Source organism: Paenibacillus amylolyticus, assembly GCF_001570725.1.
Taxonomy (GTDB): Bacteria; Bacillota; Bacilli; order Paenibacillales; family Paenibacillaceae; genus Paenibacillus; species Paenibacillus amylolyticus_A.
The window spans coordinates 1133585-1158086 of record NZ_BCNV01000001.1; the positions used below are offsets into that span (position 1 = coordinate 1133585).

Genomic DNA, 24502 nt, shown 5'->3' on the forward strand with positions numbered 1-24502 from the left:
GGTTTCATTGGTCATTCCGCGATGCAGCTAATCCGTTCTGCGGACTGGATTCGGGCTGAAGCAAGGACGCCAGGTCAGTACCGGTCGTGACCGTCAAGCGAGGTAGCTTCATGGGAGGATCTCCTGGATGCACAAATCCAGACTTTACGGTAAAGGCCATACGATATCCATGTTGCTGTAACTTGTAGATCATCTGTGTACTGGTATAGCCAAAAGGATAGGCCAGATAAGGTGTGTCTATTCCGGTTTGCTTCATTTGCTGGATATCATCATCCAGAAGACTAGTGTCCAGACCGACAGGAACACTGTTGCCACAGCGGATAAATCCCTTGTGATGCAGGTTATAGGTATGGCTGTTGAATTCAAATACGTCAGTTGCCGCCTGCATCTCTGGCTTGGAGATGAAACTGTTAATGGCGGGATCAAATTCCGAAGGTTGCTCCTGAATTTTACTGCCTATGACAAACAGCGAGGCGTGGAAATTATATTTTTGAAGCACAGGGTAAGCTAACGTATAATTGTTCTGGTAACCATCATCAAAGGTAATTACAATGGACTTTTGTGGTAAGGAGATCTTCCCGTTGACATATTGTTCGAGCTGATCCAGTGTAATCGTACGGTAGCCTTCATCGTGCAGGTATTTCATATTTTGCTCGAAATCCTCCAGATTAATGATGGATTTATTACCTGTTTCGTGATTGTTCAGTTTGGGCTCTATGTAATGATACATCAGTACAGGCACTTCTGTAGCGGTACCTTGTTCAATCTTGAAGGCAGAACGATCCAGCGTAGGTTGGCTAGAGAAGTCAGTATGTGATAGCTGGAATGCTTTGCCTTTGACCATATCCCAGGAGGTACAGGCTTTGTGTGACATGGCATTCGTCGGATGAGTTACGGCATATGCATACAGTGTAATGGAGCATGTGAGCATGGCGAGTACAGCAAGCGTGATCTTTTTCCAATATTTCATGAGTCTTTGGGTTCTCCTTTGAAGTGTCATTAAGTTATATCATAGACGATATTTCTGTACGGGAGGTTACATTATTTTTTCCTGTATCAGGTTGGCATGCCGAAGAGAGTGTTCATAAACTGTCATGTGGGAGAATGTATTTAAGAATGAAGTCTACATGTGATGGATGAGTTTCAAAGCGGCAGATTGAACAATAGGCATTTTGTTTAATTTGTCTTGTGTTTTGATATGCTGCGTGATACAATAAGTCTGTTATGTGGAATACGGCGGTCCTCTATGGATAATGAAGGAGACAAGGTGATCTCTGGAAGAAGTATGAACGCCTGTACGGAAGGAGGGAGTCATAGATGAATATCGTTCAAGCGATTACACAAGAACAACTTCGTAAGGATATTCCGAGTTTTCGTCCTGGTGACACTTTGAAAGTGCACGTTAAGGTAATCGAGGGAACTCGTGAGCGTATCCAATTGTTCGAAGGTGTTGTGATTAAACGCCGTGGTGGTGGAATCAGTGAGACTTTTACAGTTCGTAAAATTTCTTACGGTGTAGGTGTGGAAAGAGCTTTCCCGCTTCATTCCCCTAAAATCGATAGAATCGAAGTGGCTCGCCGTGGTAAAGTGCGTCGTGCGAAGCTTTATTATCTTCGTGAACTACGCGGTAAAGCAGCGAGAATTAAAGAAATTCGTTAATATAACGGATACCGGGAAGGGCTTGGAGACAAGCCCTTTTCGTTTTTGTCCGGGAAAAGTTGAACCGGAGGTACACTTCCGAGTAAAATGGTATGGCAACACATGCAGGGAATAGTCCGGGAGGCTTGTAAAATCAGTTATTGAAGTGTGTGTTCAAAAGACCGGTTTCAGTACCGACTTTTTGAACAACCTCTTGAAGGCATTTGAATTGTGGATTAAATGTACTGTAATGCTTGGTGAAAGATTACATAACTGATGTAAATGTTTTGTATCCATCCATTGAGTTATTGGAACGATGCAGAATGCTGGATGTGTGTACTGCTATAAACATGTACTGTGAAGAGAGGAAGATCTTGAATGGAACAAGAAGTTCAACATGACCGGGGAAATCCTGCCGAAGAAAAAGACAGTCGATCCAAAAAAGCTAAAAATGAAATTGTTGAATGGCTTAAAGCCATCGTTATCGCATTAGTTCTCGTCATTCTGATTCGGTGGTTGCTCTTCAAACCGTTTGTTGTGGACGGACCGTCCATGCAGCCTAACTTTGAAACGGGTGAACGGGTGATCGTCAACGAAATCTTATATGATATCAGAGAACCGAAGCGCGGTGAGGTTATCGTCTTCCACGTACCAACCGAAGGTCGAGATTTCATTAAACGTGTTATTGCTGTAGAAGGTGATACGGTGGAGGTTCAGGACGATACCGTGATGGTTAACGGTAAAAAGGTTGATGAAACGTATATTCAAGGAGCCATTGATGCTGCTGAAGCGAATGGTGGAACATATAATGTGAAGGATTTCCCGAATGAGCAGTTCCCTGATGGCAAAGTGCCGGCAGGTCATGTGTTTGTTATGGGAGACAACCGTCCAAATAGTACAGACAGCCGTATGATCGGTTATGTTTCGTTGGAAGATATTATTGGTCGTGCAGATGTGATTTTCTGGCCGATCGGTGAGATTAAGTGGATCAACCACTGAAATTGAAGCAAATAATGAGGTGAAGACAAGGTGACGATACAATGGTTTCCAGGTCATATGACTCGAGCCAGACGCCAGATTCAGGATAAGTTAAAGCTCATCGACGTGGTCATCGAACTATTGGATGCCCGTCTGCCTGTCTCCAGCCGTAATCCGATGATTGACGAAATATTGCTGGACAAACCCCGGATGATTTTGTTGAACAAATCGGATTTGGCAGATGCTAAAGTGACGCAAGAGTGGATCGAATATTTCAAAAAAGAAGGAATTACCGCCTTTCCTGTGGATGCCTCGACAGGCACCAATGTTAAAGACATTCCAGTACAGGCGAAGCTTCTTCTGAAAGAAAAAATTGATCGTCAAATTGCCAAAGGAATTAACCCTCGTGCGGTTCGTGGATTGATTGTGGGTATTCCGAATGTTGGTAAATCAACCCTGATTAACCGACTGGCTGGACGGAGTATTGCGTTAACAGGAGATCGTCCTGGTGTCACGAAGGGGCAACAGTGGATCAAGGTAGGCAAAGAAATGGAGCTATTGGATACTCCAGGTATTCTTTGGCCCAAGTTCGAAGATCAGAATGTAGGTTATCGTCTTGCCGTAACAGGTGCGATCAAAGAGGAAATTCTGAATGCAGAGGATATCGCCTTTTTTGGAATCAGCTACCTGATGCGTTATTACTGGGACGCTCTGGAAGAGAGATACGGACTTCAGGAGTTTTCCAAGGATGCAGATGATTCAGACAGTGTTATTGCGATTATGGAACAAGTGGGTCGTGTCCGTGGTTGTGTTGTAAGCGGTGGACGTATTGATCTGGAAAAGGCATCGCGAGCATTTCTGCGAGAACTGCGAGCGGGTAAAATGGGACGTTTCTCCATGGAAGCTCCTTATTAAAAAATGGACTCTACACGATGAAGATCACCATCCTCATCTGTTCATTTCATATATACACGTGCCGAAAGAAGCGGCCGTTACCGGATTACCGGGAGCGGTCGTTTTTTTTTGTATCAAAACTCGGAAGTAGAAACGGAAATGGCGTTAAAAACGATAAAAATGGAAGAGGATTGAAGAAGAGTACGCTTAATGGAATTGCCTGACCTATATATCAGGTGTGTCAAAATCGTGCTATGATAAATGGTGGTGCAATTTAGATTAGACGAGGTCTGATATATTCAATTTAAACCATCAAATACCGATAAATGAAGACATCACTATCTTTATTGTTGTAAACCTCAAGGAAAAGTTTTGCTAAGAGATACAGGTTGTACAGAACAAAGACAGAGAATCTACGTCTATATTATAAAAAGTTGTAAGTGATACGCATGCAGAAGAAGCGTGGGTAGAGGAGATGAGTGTTATGGGTGAAAATAATGAAGAGATCGGGTTGAATCTACTGGATACCCCGGTTGGACCGAGGAAGAAAAAAGAAGCCAGTGAACCTCGAGATCTATTGCTCTACGAGCGGGAGTATTGGGAGAGTGGATTTGAACGTATAGCTGGTATTGATGAGGTAGGACGGGGATGCTTGTTTGGGGATGTTGTCGCAGCGGCGGTTATTTTACCGAAGGATCTCATTCTGGAAGGTGTGAATGACTCCAAGAAATTGACGGAGAAAAAACGTGATGCACTATATGACGTCATTATGGAAAAGGCGCTGGCGGTAGGAATCGGGTATGCGGATGCAGAAACGATTGACCGCCTTAATATCAAGCAGGCTGCGAGACTCGCGATGAAACGTGCTGTTGAAGCATTGGGAGAACTTCCAGATTATATGCTGGTGGATGCCGAGAAGGTGGATCTGAATGTACCTCAACTGTCCATTATTAAAGGTGACGCCAATAGTCAATCGATCGCAGCGGCATCTATCATCGCCAAGGTAACGCGAGATCGGCTGTGTAAGGAAGAATGGGATACGTTATATCCGGAATATGGTTTGTCGATACATAAAGGATATGCAACAAAAGTTCATCGGGAGCAAATTATGGCGTTGGGGGCAACCCCGATGCATCGGCGCAGTTTTCTGGGCAATCTGCTTGGAGAGCAGCAATCGTTGTTTTAACAGAGGCTTGAAGGAAGGAGGGGGAGAGATTTGAATATCGGTTCCATGATTAAGGGGTTAATGGGAGATAGTAAGCCCGGCAATGCCAAACCGCTTGAATTAAAGGAAGGTCAGGTGGTTCGTGGCTCCGTCGTTAGTGTATCCGATGATGGGGGAGAAGCGGTTCTGCAGATTCAAGGTGTGCAGGTGCGCGCCAAGTTGGAGACTCCACTCCGTCCGGGTGAGACCACGTTGCTTCAAGTACAGCCTCCAGGTGAAAATGGCATAACGGTAATGAAACCTATGGCGGGAACACTTGCTGAGCTGCCACAAGCTTCGCTGAACAACCTGCTTAAGGATGTAGGACTGCCGGATACGAAAGGAAATCGGGAACTGTTACTTGCCATGCAGCGTAGCGGATTGCCGCTAACGAAGGATAATGTGGCTATGGTCCAAAATATGATGACAGCCAAACCTGCACAGGTACCTGTGGAAGAATGGGTGCAGGCGACGGGAATTGCTTTTCAGCGTGGTCTCCCGGTTACGGCGGAAACGGTAAAAGGATTACATCAGACGGTGTTTGGCCCCCCTCTGCATCAGTTGTTAAGCGGGTTGGCTGATCAGTTGGAAACGATGTTGACTCAAACAACAGGTAAACCGGCATTGCCTGGAGAACAATCGGCTGCCATGAAACCAACTGTTGTGGCTGGTGTGCCTGTATTGCCGAATGCAGCGCAGATGGAAGAAGGGTTGGCTACATCAGGTAATGGCCGTCAGGTAGCTGGAACAGGAACTCCTGTTTTGTCGACGCAACAAGGACAAGCGGCATTGGCAGGAGCTATATCTATGACGGATGGCGGGGCAGAGGATGCAGCTAATGCGGTGAAAGGAAACCTGCAGACCGGCGGAGGAGCAGGAAATGCTGAAGCCGCGACGAAGGCAATTGCCGGCAATATTGAAACGGCTGGCAAAGGAGGCGGAGGTATTCCGTCTGGAACCGGAATACCTGGAGAGGGCCCGCGCGGGGCTGACGCGGGCCAAGCTGGGAGCCGCCCGGGTATACCAGGGGCGGCAGCAGAATCTGTGGCTGGCCGTGTAAATGCAGGCCAGTCTGAAGCAGGCGCGGCCGGTCGGACTGACGGCCGCGCTGAAACGCCTGCTGCTGCGGGGACTCCGTCCGCAGCAGGCCAGGCGGCGCCAGCAGCGCCTACGGCAGCGCAGCTGGCGCCCAAGCTGCTGGCGCTGCTGGACGCCCTGCGCAGCGCGTCCACTGCCGCACCGGCACAGCCTGGTGCGGCAGCACGGGCCGCCCCTGCATCGCAGGGCGGCCAGGCGGCTGCGGCTGCCGGAGGCGTGCCGCAGCCGTTGCCAGCCGGCGCTGATGCGCCGCCGGCTGGCGGTGGTGCCGCAGCACCTGCGGGAGCTGCGGCAGTGCCCGCGCCTGTCACCCACGGGGGGGACCCGTGGGTGGGGCGCGTGCTGAAGCTGCTCGGTGCGGAGCACGAGCAGCAGGCCGTTCACGGCGCGGCAGCGCAGCCGCGCGTGGGGGATGCGGCGAGTCCGGCAAATGCGGACACGCTGAAGGGTCTGCTGCTGCAGCTTGCCAGCAGCGACGGTGCACCGGCGGCGCTCAAGGATGCCGCCGGACAAGCGGTGCAATATCTGACAGGTCAGCAGTTATTGCTGACGACAGATCGCAGCGCTACATTTGCACAGATGCATTGGTTTATTCCGATTACCGGACCAGATGGGGAAGAAACAGCTTCCGTTCAAATTCAATCTCGTCGTGGACCTCGCGGAGAATTGGATGCGTCCAACTGTCGTCTATGGTTCGATCTGGATATGAAAAGTCTTGGGCCTACACTGGTAGATGTACATGTGGTTAACAATATTGTCAGTCTGCGTGTATTGAATGATCGCGAAGGGATGGGACCACTCCTGGAGAGTGGACGAGACGTAATCCATCAGGCATTGGATAAGCTGGGCTATCAATTGCTAACTTTCAAGACGGAACCGTGGCCTGCGGGCCAGGAGCCGGGCGCGGAGCGGAAAATGACGGCCTCGGACTATAGTCCTGAACGTTACAAAGGGGTGGACTTGAAAGTATGAAGGATGAGTCGCCGCAACCGGATCTGCTCTCCAAAAAAGCGGTTGCCCTAAAATATGTTCCTGGAGAGAGCGAAGCGCCCGTTGTTGTAGCCAAGGGCCGCGGCAAAGTGGCAGAAGCCATTCTGGACAAAGCCAAGGAAAACGGGGTGGCTGTTCAGGAGGATGCAGCACTCGTGGAAGTGCTCTCCAAATTGGATCTGGATGAACAAATTCCGGCAGAATTATATCAATTGGTAGCAGAGGTTCTAACGTATGTCTATCGTGCAGATCGACTGGCTTCAGGACGTGAGGAAGACGAGTCATGGTAGAACATAGATCAGGCAAGGAGTCGGAACTGAGGCTTACACGACAGCAGAAGGGACGATTAGGCGAAGAAGCTGCTTGTCACTGGTTGCGAGAGAACGACTATCGAATCATTAGACAGAACTGGCGTTGCCGTAGCGGTGAGATTGATATCATTGCTTCCAGTGAGGGCCTGATTGTCTTTGTAGAAGTAAGAAGCAGAAGTGGAGCCGCTCAGTATGGTACACCTCAGGAATCGGTCGATATGCGTAAAATGCAGCAGGTGCGTTCAACCGCATCCGTTTATTTGCAAATGACAGGAGAGATAGACCATCAGATCCGCTTTGATGTAATTGCGGTAATGCTTGACCGAGCAGGAGAGACGGTCTCTGTGAATCATATTATTAATGCTTTTTGAGCATTACACTCAAAGTCGTTGTCGTAATTAAAGATACGTAATGTATCATTTTAATGTGGATCCATAGGTTATTTCAAAGTACAAGTTTAATTATGTGTTATAATTGCATTTGTTTTAGTTTTGAAATTAGTTATTATGCTAAAGCCGTAGTTCCTCTTCATACAGGAGCTGCGGCTTTTTTTGATTTAACTATGAAATCACAAAACAGAGGATAGAGCAGGATGATAAAAACATTGTATTTCAGAAATTTATAGATACAAAATGTATCATTTGTAATAAAATAAGAAAGTTGAAATTTAAAGAGAGGTTGGTGGGATGTATGAAAGAGCTTCAGAATACTTCGAACAACACAGTAAAACAAGTATGGGAGTGCCCTCGGATGGAAGTGCTGGATATCAGTGAGACCATGAACGGTGGACAGGGGATTTGGCAATATGTTTGGGACGGAGAATTCTGGAAGCTTGAACTTATGGTCAGTTAATTAAAGAGGCTAAAGAGGAATGTTTGATCCATAAAAATAAATAGTGAGGTGTAGTGAGATAATGCATAAAAGTATCAAACGGATAATTCGACTAAGTACACTATCTTTATGTTTCATTTTGTTTGGAATCATGTATTCCGGAGTTTCTTATGCAGCCGATCCGTCTAGCCAGGCAAGTGTATCAGGAAAAGTGATTGATCGTCAGGGATTACCTGTCAAGGACGCTACTGTCAAGTATTGGCTTAATTATCGTGGGGATACGTCAGAGAAAAGCGTGAAGACGGATGGGAATGGACGGTATCGTATTATAGAGTCCGTTGAAGACAATACGGACATTACTTTTGTAGTTGAAGCAGAGGGTTATGTGACGTACAGACACTATGGCTCCTACGGATTGTCCGGTGGAGAACAAATACAGTTAGATTTTCGTATTTATGAACCTTCCACGATTGTGGGAACAGTCAAAGATCAGGCAGGCAGACCTGTTCCAGATGCGCGCATAAAAGTAACAAGTGTCTTGGATCGTATAGTGAAAACTGATCAGCAAGGTCGATATGCGGTTACAGGAATTGATTACGCCTATAATCCGAACACTGCAATATGGGTAGATGCCGATGATTATATGTTATATGAACAGGATCGCTTGGGTGTACGTGAGGGGGGAACCTTAAGATTGGATGTTGTTTTGACTGAAGCAGCACACGTACGAGGAAAGGTTGTTGATGAAGCGGGTAATCCGATAAGTGGGGCTAAAGTTAATGCCGGAGGTTCGGCAACAACAGATACTAAAGGCAATTATTTTATTAAGCGCGTGCCAACAGGAATCAGAACAATAACGGGAGAGGCAACCGGATACTTAAAATCGAGCCAAAGTGTTACCCTCGTACAAGGAGATCATAATACGTTTAATATCGTACTTAAGAAAGATGCAGACATTACGCCGCCTGTAACCAAATACAGATTAGTTCCTATAACAGATACAGTTAATGGGAAGCTATACATCAAAGGATTTACATTCAGACTACAGGCAACAGACGAAGTCAAAGGTTCGGGCGTAAAAACAACGCAATATCGAATCAATGGGGGAGAATGGAAGAACTATGAAGGACCCGTCAAGTTTTATGCCCCTGATGTCAAGGTGGTAGAGTACTATAGTACAGATGTTGCAGGTAACCAGGAGAAGTACAACAAAATGGATTTTGTTAATGGCACATTTGAAGGGAATGGCACGTTTGAAGGGGAGAGTTACGATTGATTACTCGTTGATATGATATGTGAATGTATAACATGAGAATAAAAGACGGCTCTGACTTGATGATCCCTCGTGGTGAATCAAGATTCAACAGTCGTCTTTTCTGTTCCTAATGACCTTACGGTAATGACCTCTGCCATCCCTTTGAATCTCATGAACAGAAGGGTGTATAATCAAGAATGTAATCTGGCGTTTTAATCTTTTGATTTGTCATAAACGAATTGTACCAGACCGTAAACCATCGTTACGGTTACAGATCATAATTATAAACAGGGAGGTACGGCCGATGAGTAAAGCTACCAAAACAACAAATGAAGTCAGAAATGCGATTCAAAACCGTCGCACGGTGAAAAAGTTTAAGAAAGAAGCTGTCCCTACACAGCAAATCATAGAGTTGCTGGATACGGCAGTTTGGGCTCCTAATCATAAATTGCGTGAACCTTGGAGATTTTTGTTGTTTACCGGAAATGGGCGCAAAAAGCTGGCTGAGGCCATCGATGCAGAAATGGGAGAAGACAACAAATTCTCAGCCAATATTACGCAAGTCCCAGCCGTTATGCTTGTTGTACTGGAGGAAGATCCAAGACAGAATATTTGGGATGAAGACTTCGCTGCGGTCAGTGCGTTAGTTCAGAACTTTATGCTTGCAGCCTGGAGTGAAGACATTGGTACGTTCTGGGTGACCAAGCCATTCCTGTACGCTCCCAAATTCCGCAAACCTCTTGGCATAGAGGCGGGTGAGAAGATTATAGGTATGATCTATATGGGATATCCTGATGTTATTCCTTCTGCCAAAGAACGTACACCAGCCAAGGACAAACTGACTCTTTTTGAATAATGAACTATTGTAATACGTAGCTACAGCCAAGTCCCTATCAGTTCTAGAAAATTAACGTACAAGTCCCTTTCTTCATGAAAAAATAGGGCTTGTACGTTTTTTGTCATGTTGGTATATCCGCATTGTAGCCCTGCATAAGAAATCCTTCTCGATCTTCCTCCGTTGTCTACAGGTTCATGCCCATTTCACTGTTTTTGGGTAAAACGTTCTGTTCTTTCCTCCATACGCTTCTCAAAATAAATTAAGATCGAGTTGACGATACTGTATGGCTTCAGCCACATGAGCCGTCATAATTTCACCATCATGGTCCAGATCGGCAATCGTCTGTGCCATCTTGATAATGCGATCATGTGCACGCATGCTCAAGTTCAACGTTTGCAGCGTTTGCTCTAACAGTTGCTCTGCTTCTTGGGGGAGATGGATCGTTCGTCGCAAAAGCGTACCCGAAAGCTGACTATTCCAACGAACCGAACTTTGTGCATAACGTGTAGCCTGAATTTGATGAGCGTGGATCACTTTTGCCTGCATTTCTTCAGAGGAAGGGGAAGCAGCTGATTTACGCCACTCGCCTGGTGGAGGAACCTCGACCTGAAGATCGATACGATCCAGCAATGGTCCTGAAATTTTGGCTCGGTACGCGGCGACACGAGCCGGACTGCATATACAGCGCTGCTCCTCCGAATGAGCGGACAAATATCCGCAGGGACAGGGGTTCATGGAACATGCGAGCATAAACTGGGCGGGAAATGTGAATGCTGCACGCGCCCGGCTAATCGTTACTGTGCGATCCTCTAACGGCTGCCTTAGTACCTCCAGCACTTGGCGCTGGAATTCAGGTAATTCATCCAGAAACAATATACCCCGGTGGGCTAGGCTCACTTCACCCGGTTTCGGGATACCACCGCCTCCAATCAGGCCGGAGGTGGATATCGTGTGATGTGGGGAGCGAAAAGGTCTGTCTGCAATCAGGCCTTGAGGCGTTTCTTTCAACTTGCCTGCGGCACTTAATACTTTGGTGACTTCCAATGCTTCATCTTCTGACAACGGAGGAAGGATGGAAGGCAGACGTTTGATTAACATCGTTTTGCCCGTGCCTGGCGGTCCAACGAGCAATATGTTATGCATGCCTGCTGCAGCAATCATAAGCGCGCGTTTTACATGATGCTGCCCCAGAACATCGCTATAGTCATCTGCGTATAATGACGTTTGTCTAGGCCTTCTGTCGGCCACCCTTTGAGTCTTATCTGTTATAGGAGTAGCGAGGTGAGAATAATTTTTTAACACGACCGGTCCAGCATTGGCTTTAATTGGCACTCCAACCGAACTCGCAGATTGATCTAAGTTTTCCGGGGTGATATCTTGCAAATGGCGAATGCCAAACACTTGAATACCTCGAATCAACGACGCTTCCTCCACGTTATCCAAAGGGAGGAGCACGGACGTAAAGCCCTGTCGTTTGGCCAGATCCACCATGGATAAAATGCCGGGCACGGACCTGATCGAACCGTCCAATGCCAGTTCGCCAACCACTAATGTCCGTTCCTGTGGAGGGAGTACTAGCTGACCGCTTGTCATAAGTAAACCAATAGCAATGGCAAGATCAAAGGAAGATCCTTCCTTGCGCAGATCAGCGGGGGCCAGATTGATTGTAATCCGCTGTAACGGATACTGATATCCACAGTTTTTAATTGCTGCACGAACACGTTCAACGGCCTCACGAATGGCTGAATCTGGTAACCCGATGATGGACGTCTGTGGCAGACCATTGGATAAATCGGTTTCCACCTCGATCAGAACGCCATCAATTCCGTACAAACACGCACTGTGCAATTTTCCGTACATAACAAAGAAACACCTCACTCGATTCTTGACTCCGCATAACACGGGCCAGTCTACGAATTAAGGTGCTTCCTCAGCTTCTACTAAGCATTTTATATAAAAGGAATCATGGAGTCAACCTGTCATTATCATCGCTGTAGTCATCATTCCTGATCCCTGGATTTTGTTTCTGGATAGAAATTTTTAGATAGCATTGGTGAAAATGCTTTAAGTATGAACGTGCATTATAGTTATCAAATTCGGCTCTAGAAAGGGTGAATCTGTTCGAGGGGCTCTTCTATCATTGTTGTTAAATCATGAGTATGGACTGTGGGTCATCTATCCATATTTATATTTTACACAATCTAATTTAACATAATTAAATTGAAAGGTAAAATCATTTGTGCTCAATTATTCTGTTTTTTTTCTAATTTGTGATAAGATAGATTTATAGTTCCTTTGTAATAAGGAATAGAATGCACAATAGGCAGGTGAGAAAGACATATGCAGACGGACAGTTTGAAGCTGGATAACCAATTATGCTTTGCCATATATGCTTGTTCACGTGAGATTACGAAGATGTACCAGCCTTATCTGGAGGTGCTCGGCGTAACGTATTCCCAGTACTTGGTGTTGATGGTATTGTGGGAACGTGAGGAATGTACGGTTAAGGAGATCGGGGAGGCGCTATATCTCGACTCGGGAACGTTGACACCACTTCTCAAACGTTTGCAGTCGGCAGGACTTATTAATCGCGAACGCTCGGCTCAGGATGAACGAAAAGTATTAATTACACTAACCGGCTCCGGCCGTGAGCTTCGAAATAAGGCATTGTCCATACCTGCATCCATTCAGGGAGACGCGTGTTTGAACAGCACGGAGTTTGAAGCTTTGCTGGGTCAGTTCAAAGGATTACTGGAAAAAGTCCACGAAACCAACATGAACGCAACCAAAAAATAAAATGTAACTTTGTATCGAGGAAACCTTGGCTTTTAGCCGGGGTTTTTTCCATATATACCCAAACATTCACAATATGGGATCATACTCATATCAAAATACTGTCTATTAAGCATTACTTTTTTAAGGAAAGCGTTTTAAAAACGTGTTACAATGAATTGGGTTTAAGTGAAAATAGTCAACATTTGTCTTTTGTTAGTCTACCAACCCGCCTTGTTGCAGTCACGTTGATAGGAGGATTCGAGAATGAATATCCATGAATATCAAGGAAAAGAAGTACTGAAACAGTATGGAGTCACCGTTCCAAACGGAAAGGTTGCTTATACAGTCGATGAAGCGGTTGCGGCCGCAGAGGCATTGGGCAGTCCGGTGACTGTTGTTAAAGCGCAAATTCACGCAGGTGGCCGGGGTAAAGCCGGCGGTGTAAAAGTGGCGAAGAGCACGGATGAAGTTCGTGCCTATGCTTCCGAAATTCTGGGTAAAGTATTGGTGACACACCAGACTGGACCAGAAGGTAAAGAAGTAAAACGTCTTTTGATTGAAGAAGGATGCGATATCCGCAAAGAGTATTATGTGGGTGTTGTTGTGGACCGTGCCACAGGCCGTGTAGTTATGATGGCTTCCGAAGAAGGCGGTACTGAGATTGAAGAAGTAGCTGAAGCTACACCTGAGAAAATTTTCAAAGAAATCATTGATCCAGCTATTGGATTGCAAGTGTTCCAGGCGCGTAAACTGGCTTACAGCATCCAGATTCCGAATGAACTGGTGAACAAAGCCGTTAAGTTCATGCTCGCGTTGTACACAGCTTTTGTCGAAAAAGATTGCTCTATTGCCGAGATCAATCCTCTCGTTGTTACCGGAGATGGAAACGTTATCGCGCTGGATGCGAAATTAAACTTTGACTCCAACGCCCTGTTCCGTCACAAAGATATTTTGGAACTGCGTGACCTGGATGAAGAGGATGAAAAAGAAATCGAAGCTTCCAAATACGACCTCAGCTACATAGCACTTGATGGCAACATCGGCTGTATGGTCAATGGTGCGGGACTTGCGATGGCGACGATGGACATTATTAAATACTACGGTGGAGACCCCGCCAACTTCCTTGACGTTGGGGGCGGTGCAACAACGGAGAAGGTGACTGAAGCATTTAAGATCATTTTGTCCGATGCCAAAGTAGCTGGAATCTTTGTTAACATCTTCGGTGGCATCATGCGCTGTGATGTTATCGCCAATGGTGTTGTTGAAGCGGCGAAGCAACTTGGCCTGACCAAACCGCTGGTTGTTCGTCTTGAAGGAACTAACGTGGAGCTTGGCAAACGTATTCTGGGCGAATCTGGCCTGAATATTGTTCCTGCCGATTCCATGGCCGATGGTGCACAGAAAATTGTTGCCCTCGTAAAATAAGTTCATTCCTTAGTACCGGAGCTGTCCGGGAATTGAAAAATAACCGTAAGGATGTGAAGCAACGTGAGTATTTTGATCGATAAAAATACAAAAGTCATTACGCAAGGCATTACGGGTTCAACGGGAATGTTCCACACGAAGGGCGCATTGGACTACGGAACCCAGATGGTAGGCGGAGTTACACCGGGTAAAGGCGGAACGAATGTGGATATCACGCTGGAAGACGGTACAGTAGCCAGTCTGCCGGTGTTCAACACTGTGCAGGAAGCGAAGGAAGCTACAGGCGCAACAGCGAGCGTCATTTACGTTCCTCCGGCATTTGCGGCAGATTCCATTATGGAAGCTGTTGACGCAGAGCTGGACCTTGTGATCTGTATTACAGAAGGTATTCCGGTTCTTGACATGATCAAAGTTGACCGCTTCATGGAAGGTAAAAATACCGTCCTGATCGGACCGAACTGTCCAGGTGTTATTACACCGGGCGAATGTAAAATCGGTATCATGCCTGGTTATATCCACATGGCAGGCCACGTTGGCGTTGTTTCCCGTAGCGGAACACTCACGTATGAAGCCGTTCATCAACTGACGACGCGTGGCATCGGACAATCTTCTGCTGTAGGAATCGGGGGAGACCCTGTAAAAGGCTCTGAGTTCATTGATATCCTGAAACGGTTCAATGAAGATCCACAGACTCATGCGGTCATCATGATTGGTGAGATTGGTGGTACAGCTGAAGAGGATGCGGCAGATTGGGTACGTGAAAACATGACCAAACCGGTTGTTGGCTTTATCGGTGGCGTAACAGCGCCTCCAGGCAAACGGATGGGTCATGCTGGCGCTATTATCTCTGGTGGTAAAGGTACAGCCAAAGAGAAGATTGCGAAGCTGGAATCTTGCGGTATCAAAGTAGCACCAACGCCTGCTGAGATGGGCTCAACTTTGGTGAGTGTACTTGAGGAACGCGGTATTTTGAATTTGTGCACGACACATTAATTCTTTTTCGTTATAATAGAAGAAACGGCTCGGAAATGATTTATTTCTGCTAGACCGACTATTATGGATACGGAAAAGGTAAGCAACCTTTTGTCCTTAAACAGGGCGAAGGGTTGCTTTTTTGCGTTTTTTTACGGGAAAAGGGAGAGAAGTTACTCCTCATCTGCGTAAACGCTTGCATTCCGTGATCACATAACACACAATATGAGGGAAGATTCTCTTCCCGCTTCGGGAGGTTTGTGGTATGGAAGAACGATGGATCTTGTTTGGGTTGCATGAGATGGAGGGTATTGGCAAGAAAACAATCTCAAAACTGATGCTGGGACAACATCAATGGTCCGATCTTTTGGATTATGAGGAAGGTGACTGGACTAGTGCAGGCTTGCGCAAAGATCAGGCTGCCCGTTTGGCTAGTCAATTGAATATCGACTGGATTGAGCGTAAAAGAGAACGCGTTTACAATAAAGGGATAGAGGTTATTACTTATCTGGATCAGAATTATCCTATATTAATGAAGGAAACCGTTCAGCCTCCCTGGGTAATGTATGGTCGAGGGGATATAAGTTTGCTACACAACCCATCCATTGCGATGGTCGGAACTCGTATGCCAACCGTGTATGGCCGCAAAGTTGGTGAGAAGCTGGCAGAACAATTATGCAATGCAGGACTAACGATCGTAAGCGGGCTTGCCCGCGGTATTGATAGCGTATGTCATGAGGCCGTATTACGTGCTAAAGGAAAAACGATTGCCGTATTCGGAACCGGAATTGATAATATATATCCACCCGAAAATACAAGTCTTGCCGAGCGAATCGCGGAGACGGGGCTGCTTTTGTCGGAATATCCACCAGGTACGAGAGCGCGTCAAGGATTATTTCCGGAACGGAATCGAATCATTGCCGGTCTGACGCTGGGGACATTGGTCGTTGAGGCTGACATTCGCAGTGGTTCACTCATCACAGCAGATGCTGCTCTTGAAGCAGGTAGGGATGTATTTGCAGTTCCTGGACCCATCACATCGCCAAAGAGTCGGGGCGCTCACAATCTTATTCGTCAAGGGGCCAAATTGGTCACATGTGCAGCAGATGTTTTGGAAGAGTATCGTTTGGACTTGCCAAATGCAGAACAACTTCCTTACAATAGAGGACGTTCGGCAGAAACACCTGAGCCTTCCGGGCAAGGAATATTCGCTGAGGTTAAGCTCTCTCCAGATGAACAACGTGTGATTTATCTGTTAGAACAGGAGGAGCAATCGTTGGATCAACTGGTTGAACAGCTAGGTTGGGATTTTGGACATTTGCATTCAGTTCTGTTATCTTTAATCATAAAAAAGCAGATTAGCCAATTACCAGGCACCAAATATGCGAGGGTATGACGATGCTACAACCTATGTAGCGTGTGGAAATATATAATTAGCTGAAGTTATTAACCTATGCATAAGCTTACAGAAACAGTTACATGACAGTTTCATGACTGAGAGGAGGATGAACCTATGGCGGATGCACTCGTAATCGTGGAGTCGCCCTCAAAGGCGAAGACGATAGGCAAATATTTAGGCAGCAAGTTCATCGTGAAAGCTTCGATGGGACATGTTCGCGATTTGCCAAAGAGTCAGATCGGCGTTGAGGTGGAGAATGATTTTAATCCGAAATATATTACGATCCGCGGCAAAGGTTCAATTTTGAAAGAACTGAAGGATGCACGAAAGAAAGTGAAAAAAGTGTATCTCGCAGCTGACCCGGATCGCGAAGGCGAGGCTATTGCATGGCATTTGGCCCATGCCCTTGAACTGGACGATACGGCAGATTGCCGGGTTGTATTTAATGAAATTACAAAACAGGCGGTCAAAGATGCGTTCAAAACGCCACGTAAAATCAATATGGATTTGGTTAACGCGCAGCAGGCAAGACGTATTCTGGACCGGCTCGTTGGATATAAAATTAGTCCATTATTATGGAAAAAAGTTAAAAAAGGTTTGTCCGCAGGCCGGGTTCAGTCCGTGGCTGTTAAAATCATTTTAGATCGTGAAAATGAAATTGATGATTTTGAGCCGGAAGAATATTGGAGCATTACCGCCAAACTGACAGCAGACGGCAATCCGTTTGAAGCCAAGTTTCATAAACTGAACGGGGCCAAAACAGAGCTGGGCAGTGAAGCGGAAGTGCAAGCCATCCTGAAACAGATCGAAGGTGCAGACTTTACGATCAAGGAAGTCAAAGAGAAGGAACGGAGTCGGAACCCTTCCGCCCCGTTTACCACGAGTTCTTTGCAACAGGAAGCGGCGCGTAAATTGAATTTCAGAGCTTCCAAGACGATGTCGGTCGCCCAACAACTATATGAAGGTGTAGACCTTGGAAAAGAAGGCACAGTAGGTCTCATCACGTATATGCGTACGGACTCCACACGGATTGCGGCATCTGCACAAGAAGAAGCCAAAGAATATATCGTTGGTAAGTATGGGGAGCCATTTGCACCAGAAACACCACGAAATTATTCCAAAAAAGCAGCTAATGCTCAGGATGCGCATGAAGCGATTCGTCCAACTTCCATTCTGCGTGATCCCGATTCAATCAAGTCATTTATGAGTCGTGATCAGTTCCGGTTGTATAAACTGGTTTGGGAACGTTTTGTAGCGAGCCAGATGTCTTCGGCTATCCTGGATACACTCTCTGTAGATATTGCTGCGGGGGATACGATTTTCCGTGCAGCAGGTTCGAAGGTGCGATTCCAAGGTTTCATGAAGGTGTATGTTGAAGGAAATGACGATGGTACAACCGAAGAGGATCGTCTGCTGCCTCCGTTGAAAAGTGGAGATGTGCTTGAGAAGCAGGAGATTGAGCCAAAACAGCATTTTACACAACCACCACCACGATATACGGAGGCCAGGTTGGTTAAGACGCTTGAGGAATTGGGAATAGGGCGTCCGAGTACATATGCGCCAACACTGGAGACCATTCAGAAGCGCGGATATGTTGCAATAGAAGAAAAGAAATTCATGCCAACGGAGCTTGGCGAACTGGTCATCGAACAGATGGAAGAGTTTTTCCCGGAAATCCTGAATGTAGAGTTTACCGCGAACATGGAAGGTGATCTTGACCATGTGGAGGAAGGTTCCGAGGATTGGGTCAAAGTACTCGCAGAATTCTACGAATCTTTCGAGAAACGGCTTGAGTTTGCGGAAGAAGAAATGAAAGAAATCGAGATCGAAGACGAAGTATCGGATGAGATCTGTGAGAAGTGCGGCAAACCACTTGTTTATAAACTCGGACGTTTTGGCAAGTTTCTTGCTTGCTCTGGCTTCCCTGATTGCCGGAATACCAAACCGATTATCAAAGACATTGGCGTAACTTGTCCGAAGTGTAAGGAAGGCCATGTTGTTGAGCGTCGCAGTAAAAAGGGACGTATTTTCTACGGTTGTGACAAGTATCCTGAATGTGATTTTGTCTCATGGGACAGACCTTCAGCCAAACCGTGTCCAAGTTGTGGATCGCTAATGATTGAAAAGCGAAACAAAAAGGGAGCCCGATTGCAGTGTACATCATGTGATCATCAGGAGCCGGTGGATGAACCGGATGACGAATCAGCGGATTAGTATATATGGGGGTAAATGATTTTGAAGAATGAACAACAAGTAACCGTAATTGGTGCCGGGCTGGCAGGAACAGAAGCTGCCTGGCAGATCGCAAGTCGCGGCGTGCGCGTGAAATTATACGAGATGAGACCTGTGGTGAAAACGCCAGCTCATCATACAGATAAATTTGCAGAACTGGTGTGCAGTAACTCGCTGCGTGCGAATGGATTGACGAATGCAGTTGGCGTGTTGAAAGAAGAAATGAGAATGCTTAACTCTCTCGTATTGTCTGCGGCAGACAAGCATGCCGTTCCAGCAGGTGGAGCACTTGCTGTGGACCGGGATGGCTTCTCAGGTGAGATTACGTCTACATTGCATCAGCATCCACTCATCGAAGTGGTGAATGAAGAATTAACTTCCCTGCCGGAAGATGGCATCGTTGTTGTTGCAACGGGTCCCCTGACTTCACCGGCACTGTCTGAGCAAATCAAGGCACTTATGGGTGAGGAATATTTCTACTTCTATGATGCAGCAGCACCGATCATTGAAAAAGATTCAATTGATATGAACAAGGTGTACCTGGCCTCCCGTTATGATAAGGGTGAAGCGGCATATCTGAACTGTCCGATGACAGAAGAAGAGTTTGATGTCTTCTATGAAGCTCTCATTACTGCTGAGGTCGCTCAATTGAAAGAGTTTGAGAAAGAAATCTACTTTGAAGGCTGCATGCCAATCGAAGTGATGATGAAACGCGGAAAACAGACGGCTCTGTTTGGTCCTATGAAACCAGTAGGTCTGGTTAACCCGCACACGGGAGAACTACCACATGCGGTTGTACAGCTTAGACAGGATAATGCAGCGGGAACGTTGTATAACCTGGTGGGCTTCCAGACACATTTGAAATGGGGAGAACAAAAACGTGTCTTCTCTCTCATACCTGGGCTTGAAAATGCAGAGTTTGTCCGTTATGGTGTAATGCACCGTAATACATTTATTAATTCTCCTAAACTGCTTCTTCCGACGTATCAGTTTAAAGAGCGTCCAAACCTGTTCTTTGCAGGTCAGATGACAGGTGTAGAAGGATATGTGGAATCTGCTGCATCAGGGCTTATTGCCGGCATGAACGCAGCCAAAGCAGCTCTTGGACAGGAACTCGTAGTATTACCGGTAGAAACAACACTTGGCAGTATGGCTCAGTATATTACAACAGCTGACTTCAAGCACTTCCAGCCAATGAATGCAAACTTTGGTTTGTTGCCGAAGCTGGAAACGAAAATCCGTAACAAAAAGGAAAAAAATGAAGCTCTTGCACAGCGTGCCCTGGATGGTATCATCAGTTTTGCTGCGGCAGAAGGTCTAACCGTTCCGGAACGCGTATAAATTATTCGTGGGAGGAGGCTGATATCATGGATATGTCATTTCATGCTACAACGATCTGTGCTGTTCGTCATAATGGTAAAGCAGCAATCGCTGGTGATGGTCAGGTGACCATGGGCCAAAGCGTTGTGATGAAGAACACAGCCAAGAAGGTAAGACGATTGTACCGCGGACAGGTTGTTGCCGGGTTTGCCGGTTCTGTGGCGGATGCCATCACCCTGTTTGAGAAGTTCGAAGGCAAGCTGGAGGAGCACCATGGTAACCTGCAGCGTGCTGCCGTAGAGCTTGCCAAGGATTGGCGTCAGGATCGAATTTTGCGTAAGCTTGAGGCATTGTTGATTGTAATGGACAAAACAGGCATGCTGCTCATCTCAGGCGGCGGCGAAATTATTGAGCCCGATGATGACGTTATTGCTATCGGATCAGGCGGGAACTTTGCCTTATCTGCTGCGCGTGCGTTGAAACGTCATGCTGTGAACCTGGAAGCGAAGGACATTGCGCGCGAATCGCTTCAGATTGCCTCTGAGCTTTGTGTGTACACGAACAGTAATATTATTGTAGAAGAGTTATAAGCCAAAGAAATCTCCCGTAGTGGAGCATGATTCTGTAATCTGCTCCAGGACGTCTAGGGGATTCTTTGTCCTTGTGAGGTAAAATAAATTCAGCATACTGGTAGGAGGGAAGCAATATGAATACTCAAGCGCTAACACCGAGACAGATTGTTGCAGAGCTTGACAAGTATATTGTAGGTCAAAAGAAAGCCAAAAAATCGGTAGCGGTAGCGCTTCGTAATCGTTATCGGCGTAGCCTTTTGCCTGAGCACACTCAGGACGACATTGTACCTAAAAATATCCTGATGATTGGACCTACCGGTGTGGGTAAAACGGAAATCGCCCGTCGCCTTGCTAAACTGGTAGGTGCGCCATTTGTAAAAGTGGAAGCTACCAAGTTCACCGAAGTGGGTTACGTTGGACGTGACGTTGAATCAATGGTGCGTGATCTGATTGAAACATCACTGCGGATGGTGAAGCTGGAGCGGACTGAAAAAGTGAAGGACAAGGCTGAGGAAGCTGCCAATGAACGAATTGTACATATTTTGGCTCCCTCACAGTCCAAGTCCAAGAATCAGCGTAATCCCTTTGAGATGATCTTTGGCAATAATGGTAACAACGTTCAGGAGCAGGATGAGCCAGAACCGGATACGGGAGTTGCGGAGCGTCGACGCAAGATCAAGTTTGATCTGTTGTCCGGCAAGTTGGAGGATGACATCATTGAAATTGATGTAGAGGACACTGCTCCTAACATGATGGACATGTTTGCTGGTCAGGGTAATGATCAGATGGGCATGAACATGCAGGAGATGTTTGGCAGCCTGTTGCCTCGTCGTACGAAAAAACGTAAGCTCGCCATTAAAGAAGCGCGCAAAGTGTTGATCCAGGAAGAAGCAGGCAAATTGATTGATATGGATGATGTTACTCAGGAGTCCATTCGCCGGGCAGAACAGACAGGTATCATTTTCATTGATGAAATCGACAAGGTTGCCAGTCAAGGACGCGGTAGCGGTCCAGATGTATCTCGTGAGGGTGTTCAACGGGACATTCTGCCTATCGTCGAAGGTTCAACGGTAATGACGAAGTATGGCCCTGTCAAAACGGATTATATTCTGTTTATGGCAGCTGGCGCATTCCACGTCGCTAAACCCTCTGATCTGATTCCCGAGCTTCAGGGACGCTTCCCGATTCGTGTGGAACTGAGCAGTCTTACACTGGAGGAGTTTGTATCCATTCTGACTGAGCCGCAAAATGCATTGACCAAGCAGTATGTTGATTTGCTGCGCACCGAAAATATTGAGATTGAGTTCTCGGATGATGCCATTCGTGAAATTGCCAAATTGGCCGAATCCGTCAATCAAAATACAGAGAATATAGGTGCCCGCCGCTTGCACACGATCTTGGAAAAGCTTTTGGAGGATTTATCCTTTGAGGCACCGGAGCTTACCCTGGAACGTATGGTGATTACTCCAGAGTATGTACGTGAGAAATTGAATGATATTGCACTTGATCGTGACTTAAGTCAGTATATCCTGTAACACAGGTTTAGCAATGTAGTTGTTAAAATGATTGTATCAATGAACGGCATGCACTGGAGAGAGATCACTTACGAGATCGGCGAAGGTTATCATTCCTTTATCGAATCGCAAGATCTTCTTACCGGAGGCATGTCGTTTATTTTTGTTTATATCTACAATATTACGATGCTATAACCGATAAAAGATGTGGGGTTGTTATAAGGATCGACAAAACCTAGGACTTGTGCCGCATGTATACCATGTTAAACCCTATCGGAGTGGTGGTTATTGCCTGTTTTTATATCCAGTGATTCCCATTACAAGAAGTTTCCTTATTCCAAGTCTGGTTATCGGTTTAGTTGCAAGAGTGGTAAATTTTGCGTAAATGCGCAAAAATAGAAATTGTAGAAAAGGTTGAAGCAAGCAATTGTTTTCTAGACATTAAAATATAAAGACCCTGCTTAATTGTTAAGAAAGTGTTGGGATGAAAAGACGTGAAATCTTAATTCGTGAAAGATAACTTGTCAATTGATTAATATACAGCTTAGTATGTATACCTACCATATAGTCTCTAAACCCTTAGTGTAACGGTAAAAAATTCTAACATTATCGAGTATGAAATATTCGGAAATCTACATAATTACGGGCGTTATACAGTCATGTCGAGACGCTAAAGGTTTTTTTTATTTTAAGAATGTTTAAGAACAATCAGGGAGAGTATTAACATACTTTTGATTTGGGCCTGAACATTTACGAAAAAATTCATAATTTGCAGAAAATACACAAAAAGGCCCGTCTTTCAGAAAAGATAGGGCTTTTTTCTTATTGTAATATATCCCAAACTCGAAGAAACTTATGTTATACGACAACATCAGAGTTAATTCTACTTAAGTCCTAGAAAACCGTGTAAAAGCGAATGTTTTTGTCGAAAAAACATAAGAATTTTCAAGGAAAAAGATTCAATCTTTTTCCATAACTTCTAAAGAGAGGAGGGAGATTGTGAATCTTTTAAACGATATTAGCTTTAAAAGATTGCAAGGTGCACTCGATGCGTCCAACATCAGACAACGAACGATTGCTGACAACATCGCGAATGCCGATACCCCGTATTTCAAGCGCTCAGACGTTTCTTTTGAAGAGATGTTGCAGGGGCAAATGAATGGAGATATGCCTGTTCTTAAAGGTAAAGTAACTGATGCAAGGCATTTTGTCATAGGTCCTTCCTCTTCCGTTCCAACGCCAGTAGTTAATATGGACCAGTCAACGTCCATGAATAACAACGAAAATAATGTCGATATAGACAGAGAAATGAGTCTTCTGGCGGAGAATCAGTTGCGTTACAACGCTTATATCCAGCAAGTGAATGAACAAATTAAAATCATGCGCGTTGGCGTGGAAGGGAGATAACCTAAATTGAACATTAGTAATAGTTTTAGTATCAGTGCATCAGCGCTGACGGCTCAACGCTTGCGGATGGACGTTATATCTTCCAACATTGCGAACGCAGAGACGACGCGCGCGAGCGTATCCAATGGTGAGGCGGTTCCTTACAAACGAAAAATGGTGGTGCTTGAACCAAATAAAACGTCTTTTGGTACCATGTTACAAAATCAGATGCGAGGCAACGGTTCGGGAGATGGCGTCAGAGTCACTGAGATTCGCGAAGATCAGTCACCACTCAAGCCGGTCTACGATCCTTCTCATCCAGATGCCAACGCAGAAGGATATGTATTTATGCCTAACGTGGATATTGCGAAAGAAATGGTCGACATGATCTCAGCTTCGCGTTCCTATGAGGCAAACGTAACAGCATTGAATTCAACTAAAGCGATGATTACTAAAGCTTTGGAGATTGGAAGATAATCTGCTTTGAACTGAAAACAAGAAATATATAAACCAGTCATGAAGGGGAGGGACCATTAATGATTCAGAACAACATGTTTAGCACACAGGGGATACAGCCGCTACAGATGAAGAGCGCAACCGAAAGCAAGCCTTCTACACCAGCCGAAACCATTCAGAGCTTCGGTACATACTTACAGAACGCATTAGGCTCTGTCGCTGCACGGGAGACTCAATCGCATGAAATGTCGAATCAATTTTTAGTAGGGAATGCGAATGTGGATCAAGTGATGATCGCTTCAGAACAGGCCCTGTTAAGCCTACAACTCACCACTCAAGTCCGAAACAAAGTGGTCGAAGCATACCAGGAAATTATGCGAACGCAATTATAAAATAATCTACTTGCGCTCAGGC

The 24502-nt window shown here is 45.8% G+C and carries 24 protein-coding genes; 22 read left to right on the forward strand and 2 right to left on the reverse strand.

Features of this window, described 5'->3' with window-relative positions; genetic code table 11:
• Window positions 1–4: 4 nt before the first annotated feature.
• A complete protein-coding gene (locus tag PAHA3_RS05235) occupies window positions 5–970 on the reverse strand; it encodes a polysaccharide deacetylase family protein (RefSeq protein ID WP_062833772.1) in 966 nt (321 codons plus the stop codon).
• A gap of 347 nt (window positions 971–1317) precedes the next feature.
• On the opposite strand from PAHA3_RS05235, the gene rplS reads away from it, so the two are divergent.
• The 10 genes from rplS (at window position 1318) to PAHA3_RS05280 (ending at window position 10055) form a co-directional block, all read left to right on the forward strand.
• A complete protein-coding gene (rplS, locus tag PAHA3_RS05240; protein WP_024630190.1) occupies window positions 1318–1659 on the forward strand; it encodes a 50S ribosomal protein L19 in 342 nt (113 codons plus the stop codon).
• Window positions 1660–2016: 357 nt separating this feature from the next.
• Window positions 2017–2637, forward strand: a complete 621-nt coding sequence (lepB, locus tag PAHA3_RS05245; protein WP_062833773.1) for a signal peptidase I — start codon at window positions 2017–2019, stop codon at window positions 2635–2637.
• Window positions 2638–2667: 30 nt separating this feature from the next.
• Window positions 2668–3531: a ribosome biogenesis GTPase YlqF gene (ylqF, locus tag PAHA3_RS05250; protein ID WP_062833774.1), complete on the forward strand. Its 864-nt coding sequence runs from the start codon at window positions 2668–2670 to the stop codon at window positions 3529–3531.
• Window positions 3532–3994: 463 nt separating this feature from the next.
• Window positions 3995–4696, forward strand: a complete 702-nt coding sequence (locus PAHA3_RS05255) for a ribonuclease HII (protein WP_153028177.1) — start codon at window positions 3995–3997, stop codon at window positions 4694–4696.
• A 30-nt stretch (window positions 4697–4726) separates the two neighbouring features.
• Window positions 4727–6784 carry a hypothetical protein gene (locus PAHA3_RS05260; protein ID WP_062833775.1) on the forward strand — a complete coding sequence of 686 codons (2058 nt, stop codon included), beginning with the start codon at window positions 4727–4729 and terminating at the stop codon, window positions 6782–6784.
• Window positions 6781–7092, forward strand: coding sequence for an EscU/YscU/HrcU family type III secretion system export apparatus switch protein (locus PAHA3_RS05265; RefSeq protein ID WP_062833776.1), 312 nt, complete (start codon window positions 6781–6783; stop codon window positions 7090–7092). The genes PAHA3_RS05260 and PAHA3_RS05265 overlap by 4 nt, the downstream gene beginning before the upstream one ends.
• Complete coding sequence (locus tag PAHA3_RS05270; protein ID WP_062833777.1) at window positions 7086–7484, forward strand: YraN family protein; 399 nt, start codon at window positions 7086–7088, stop codon at window positions 7482–7484. The genes PAHA3_RS05265 and PAHA3_RS05270 overlap by 7 nt, the downstream gene beginning before the upstream one ends.
• Window positions 7485–7803: 319 nt before the next feature.
• Window positions 7804–7965 (forward strand): paeninodin family lasso peptide, encoded by a 162-nt coding sequence (locus PAHA3_RS30115; protein WP_139331839.1) that lies wholly within the window; start codon window positions 7804–7806, stop codon window positions 7963–7965.
• A 118-nt stretch (window positions 7966–8083) separates the two neighbouring features.
• Window positions 8084–9220: a carboxypeptidase-like regulatory domain-containing protein gene (locus PAHA3_RS05275; RefSeq protein WP_167350846.1), complete on the forward strand. Its 1137-nt coding sequence runs from the start codon at window positions 8084–8086 to the stop codon at window positions 9218–9220.
• Window positions 9221–9503: 283 nt separating this feature from the next.
• Window positions 9504–10055, forward strand: coding sequence for a nitroreductase family protein (locus tag PAHA3_RS05280; RefSeq protein WP_062833779.1), 552 nt, complete (start codon window positions 9504–9506; stop codon window positions 10053–10055).
• A 231-nt stretch (window positions 10056–10286) separates the two neighbouring features.
• Here the strand turns inward: PAHA3_RS05280 and PAHA3_RS05285 are convergent, their stop codons facing one another.
• On the reverse strand, window positions 10287–11897 hold the full coding sequence (locus tag PAHA3_RS05285; protein ID WP_062833780.1) for a YifB family Mg chelatase-like AAA ATPase: 1611 nt from the start codon (window positions 11895–11897) through the stop codon (window positions 10287–10289).
• 480 nt (window positions 11898–12377) lie between these two features.
• On the opposite strand from PAHA3_RS05285, the gene PAHA3_RS05290 reads away from it, so the two are divergent.
• The 12 genes from PAHA3_RS05290 (at window position 12378) to fliE (ending at window position 24480) form a co-directional block, all read left to right on the forward strand.
• Complete coding sequence (locus PAHA3_RS05290; protein ID WP_062833781.1) at window positions 12378–12833, forward strand: MarR family winged helix-turn-helix transcriptional regulator; 456 nt, start codon at window positions 12378–12380, stop codon at window positions 12831–12833.
• Window positions 12834–13076: 243 nt separating this feature from the next.
• Window positions 13077–14237 carry an ADP-forming succinate--CoA ligase subunit beta gene (gene sucC, locus PAHA3_RS05295; RefSeq protein WP_062833782.1) on the forward strand — a complete coding sequence of 387 codons (1161 nt, stop codon included), beginning with the start codon at window positions 13077–13079 and terminating at the stop codon, window positions 14235–14237.
• Between the two features lie 63 nt (window positions 14238–14300).
• Window positions 14301–15230: a succinate--CoA ligase subunit alpha gene (sucD, locus tag PAHA3_RS05300; protein WP_036609382.1), complete on the forward strand. Its 930-nt coding sequence runs from the start codon at window positions 14301–14303 to the stop codon at window positions 15228–15230.
• Window positions 15231–15474: 244 nt separating this feature from the next.
• On the forward strand, window positions 15475–16605 hold the full coding sequence (gene dprA / locus PAHA3_RS05305; protein WP_062833783.1) for a DNA-processing protein DprA: 1131 nt from the start codon (window positions 15475–15477) through the stop codon (window positions 16603–16605).
• A 117-nt stretch (window positions 16606–16722) separates the two neighbouring features.
• Window positions 16723–18822, forward strand: coding sequence for a type I DNA topoisomerase (gene topA, locus PAHA3_RS05310; RefSeq protein ID WP_062833784.1), 2100 nt, complete (start codon window positions 16723–16725; stop codon window positions 18820–18822).
• A gap of 15 nt (window positions 18823–18837) precedes the next feature.
• Window positions 18838–20181, forward strand: coding sequence for an FADH(2)-oxidizing methylenetetrahydrofolate--tRNA-(uracil(54)-C(5))-methyltransferase TrmFO (trmFO, locus tag PAHA3_RS05315; RefSeq protein WP_062833785.1), 1344 nt, complete (start codon window positions 18838–18840; stop codon window positions 20179–20181).
• A 26-nt stretch (window positions 20182–20207) separates the two neighbouring features.
• On the forward strand, window positions 20208–20750 hold the full coding sequence (gene hslV, locus PAHA3_RS05320; protein WP_062833786.1) for an ATP-dependent protease subunit HslV: 543 nt from the start codon (window positions 20208–20210) through the stop codon (window positions 20748–20750).
• Between the two features lie 116 nt (window positions 20751–20866).
• Window positions 20867–22267, forward strand: a complete 1401-nt coding sequence (gene hslU / locus PAHA3_RS05325; protein WP_062833787.1) for an ATP-dependent protease ATPase subunit HslU — start codon at window positions 20867–20869, stop codon at window positions 22265–22267.
• 27 nt (window positions 22268–22294) lie between these two features.
• Window positions 22295–22441 (forward strand): hypothetical protein, encoded by a 147-nt coding sequence (locus tag PAHA3_RS30350; protein WP_167350847.1) that lies wholly within the window; start codon window positions 22295–22297, stop codon window positions 22439–22441.
• Window positions 22442–23245: 804 nt separating this feature from the next.
• The gene (flgB, locus tag PAHA3_RS05330; RefSeq protein ID WP_036670359.1) at window positions 23246–23653 is read left to right on the forward strand and encodes a flagellar basal body rod protein FlgB; all 408 of its coding nucleotides are present in this window, start codon (window positions 23246–23248) and stop codon (window positions 23651–23653) included.
• Window positions 23654–23659: 6 nt separating this feature from the next.
• The gene (gene flgC / locus PAHA3_RS05335; protein WP_062833788.1) at window positions 23660–24109 is read left to right on the forward strand and encodes a flagellar basal body rod protein FlgC; all 450 of its coding nucleotides are present in this window, start codon (window positions 23660–23662) and stop codon (window positions 24107–24109) included.
• Between the two features lie 59 nt (window positions 24110–24168).
• The gene (fliE, locus tag PAHA3_RS05340; RefSeq protein ID WP_062833789.1) at window positions 24169–24480 is read left to right on the forward strand and encodes a flagellar hook-basal body complex protein FliE; all 312 of its coding nucleotides are present in this window, start codon (window positions 24169–24171) and stop codon (window positions 24478–24480) included.
• Window positions 24481–24502 lie beyond the last annotated feature (22 nt).

What these genes read in the sequence shown, in the direction of transcription:
- PAHA3_RS05235 (WP_062833772.1), bottom strand. Translation starts at nt 970, where the DNA reads ATGAAATATTGGAAAAAGATCACGCTTGCTGTACTCGCCATGCTCACA.
- rplS (WP_024630190.1), top strand. Translation starts at nt 1,318, where the DNA reads ATGAATATCGTTCAAGCGATTACACAAGAACAACTTCGTAAGGATATT.
- lepB (WP_062833773.1), top strand. Translation starts at nt 2,017, where the DNA reads ATGGAACAAGAAGTTCAACATGACCGGGGAAATCCTGCCGAAGAAAAA.
- PAHA3_RS05255 (WP_153028177.1), top strand. Translation starts at nt 3,995, where the DNA reads ATGGGTGAAAATAATGAAGAGATCGGGTTGAATCTACTGGATACCCCG.
- PAHA3_RS05265 (WP_062833776.1), top strand. Translation starts at nt 6,781, where the DNA reads ATGAAGGATGAGTCGCCGCAACCGGATCTGCTCTCCAAAAAAGCGGTT.
- PAHA3_RS05270 (WP_062833777.1), top strand. Translation starts at nt 7,086, where the DNA reads ATGGTAGAACATAGATCAGGCAAGGAGTCGGAACTGAGGCTTACACGA.
- PAHA3_RS30115 (WP_139331839.1), top strand. Translation starts at nt 7,804, where the DNA reads ATGAAAGAGCTTCAGAATACTTCGAACAACACAGTAAAACAAGTATGG.
- PAHA3_RS05280 (WP_062833779.1), top strand. Translation starts at nt 9,504, where the DNA reads ATGAGTAAAGCTACCAAAACAACAAATGAAGTCAGAAATGCGATTCAA.
- PAHA3_RS05285 (WP_062833780.1), bottom strand. Translation starts at nt 11,897, where the DNA reads ATGTACGGAAAATTGCACAGTGCGTGTTTGTACGGAATTGATGGCGTT.
- PAHA3_RS05290 (WP_062833781.1), top strand. Translation starts at nt 12,378, where the DNA reads ATGCAGACGGACAGTTTGAAGCTGGATAACCAATTATGCTTTGCCATA.
- sucC (WP_062833782.1), top strand. Translation starts at nt 13,077, where the DNA reads ATGAATATCCATGAATATCAAGGAAAAGAAGTACTGAAACAGTATGGA.
- dprA (WP_062833783.1), top strand. Translation starts at nt 15,475, where the DNA reads ATGGAAGAACGATGGATCTTGTTTGGGTTGCATGAGATGGAGGGTATT.
- topA (WP_062833784.1), top strand. Translation starts at nt 16,723, where the DNA reads ATGGCGGATGCACTCGTAATCGTGGAGTCGCCCTCAAAGGCGAAGACG.
- trmFO (WP_062833785.1), top strand. Translation starts at nt 18,838, where the DNA reads ATGATTTTGAAGAATGAACAACAAGTAACCGTAATTGGTGCCGGGCTG.
- hslV (WP_062833786.1), top strand. Translation starts at nt 20,208, where the DNA reads ATGGATATGTCATTTCATGCTACAACGATCTGTGCTGTTCGTCATAAT.
- hslU (WP_062833787.1), top strand. Translation starts at nt 20,867, where the DNA reads ATGAATACTCAAGCGCTAACACCGAGACAGATTGTTGCAGAGCTTGAC.
- PAHA3_RS30350 (WP_167350847.1), top strand. Translation starts at nt 22,295, where the DNA reads ATGATTGTATCAATGAACGGCATGCACTGGAGAGAGATCACTTACGAG.
- fliE (WP_062833789.1), top strand. Translation starts at nt 24,169, where the DNA reads ATGATTCAGAACAACATGTTTAGCACACAGGGGATACAGCCGCTACAG.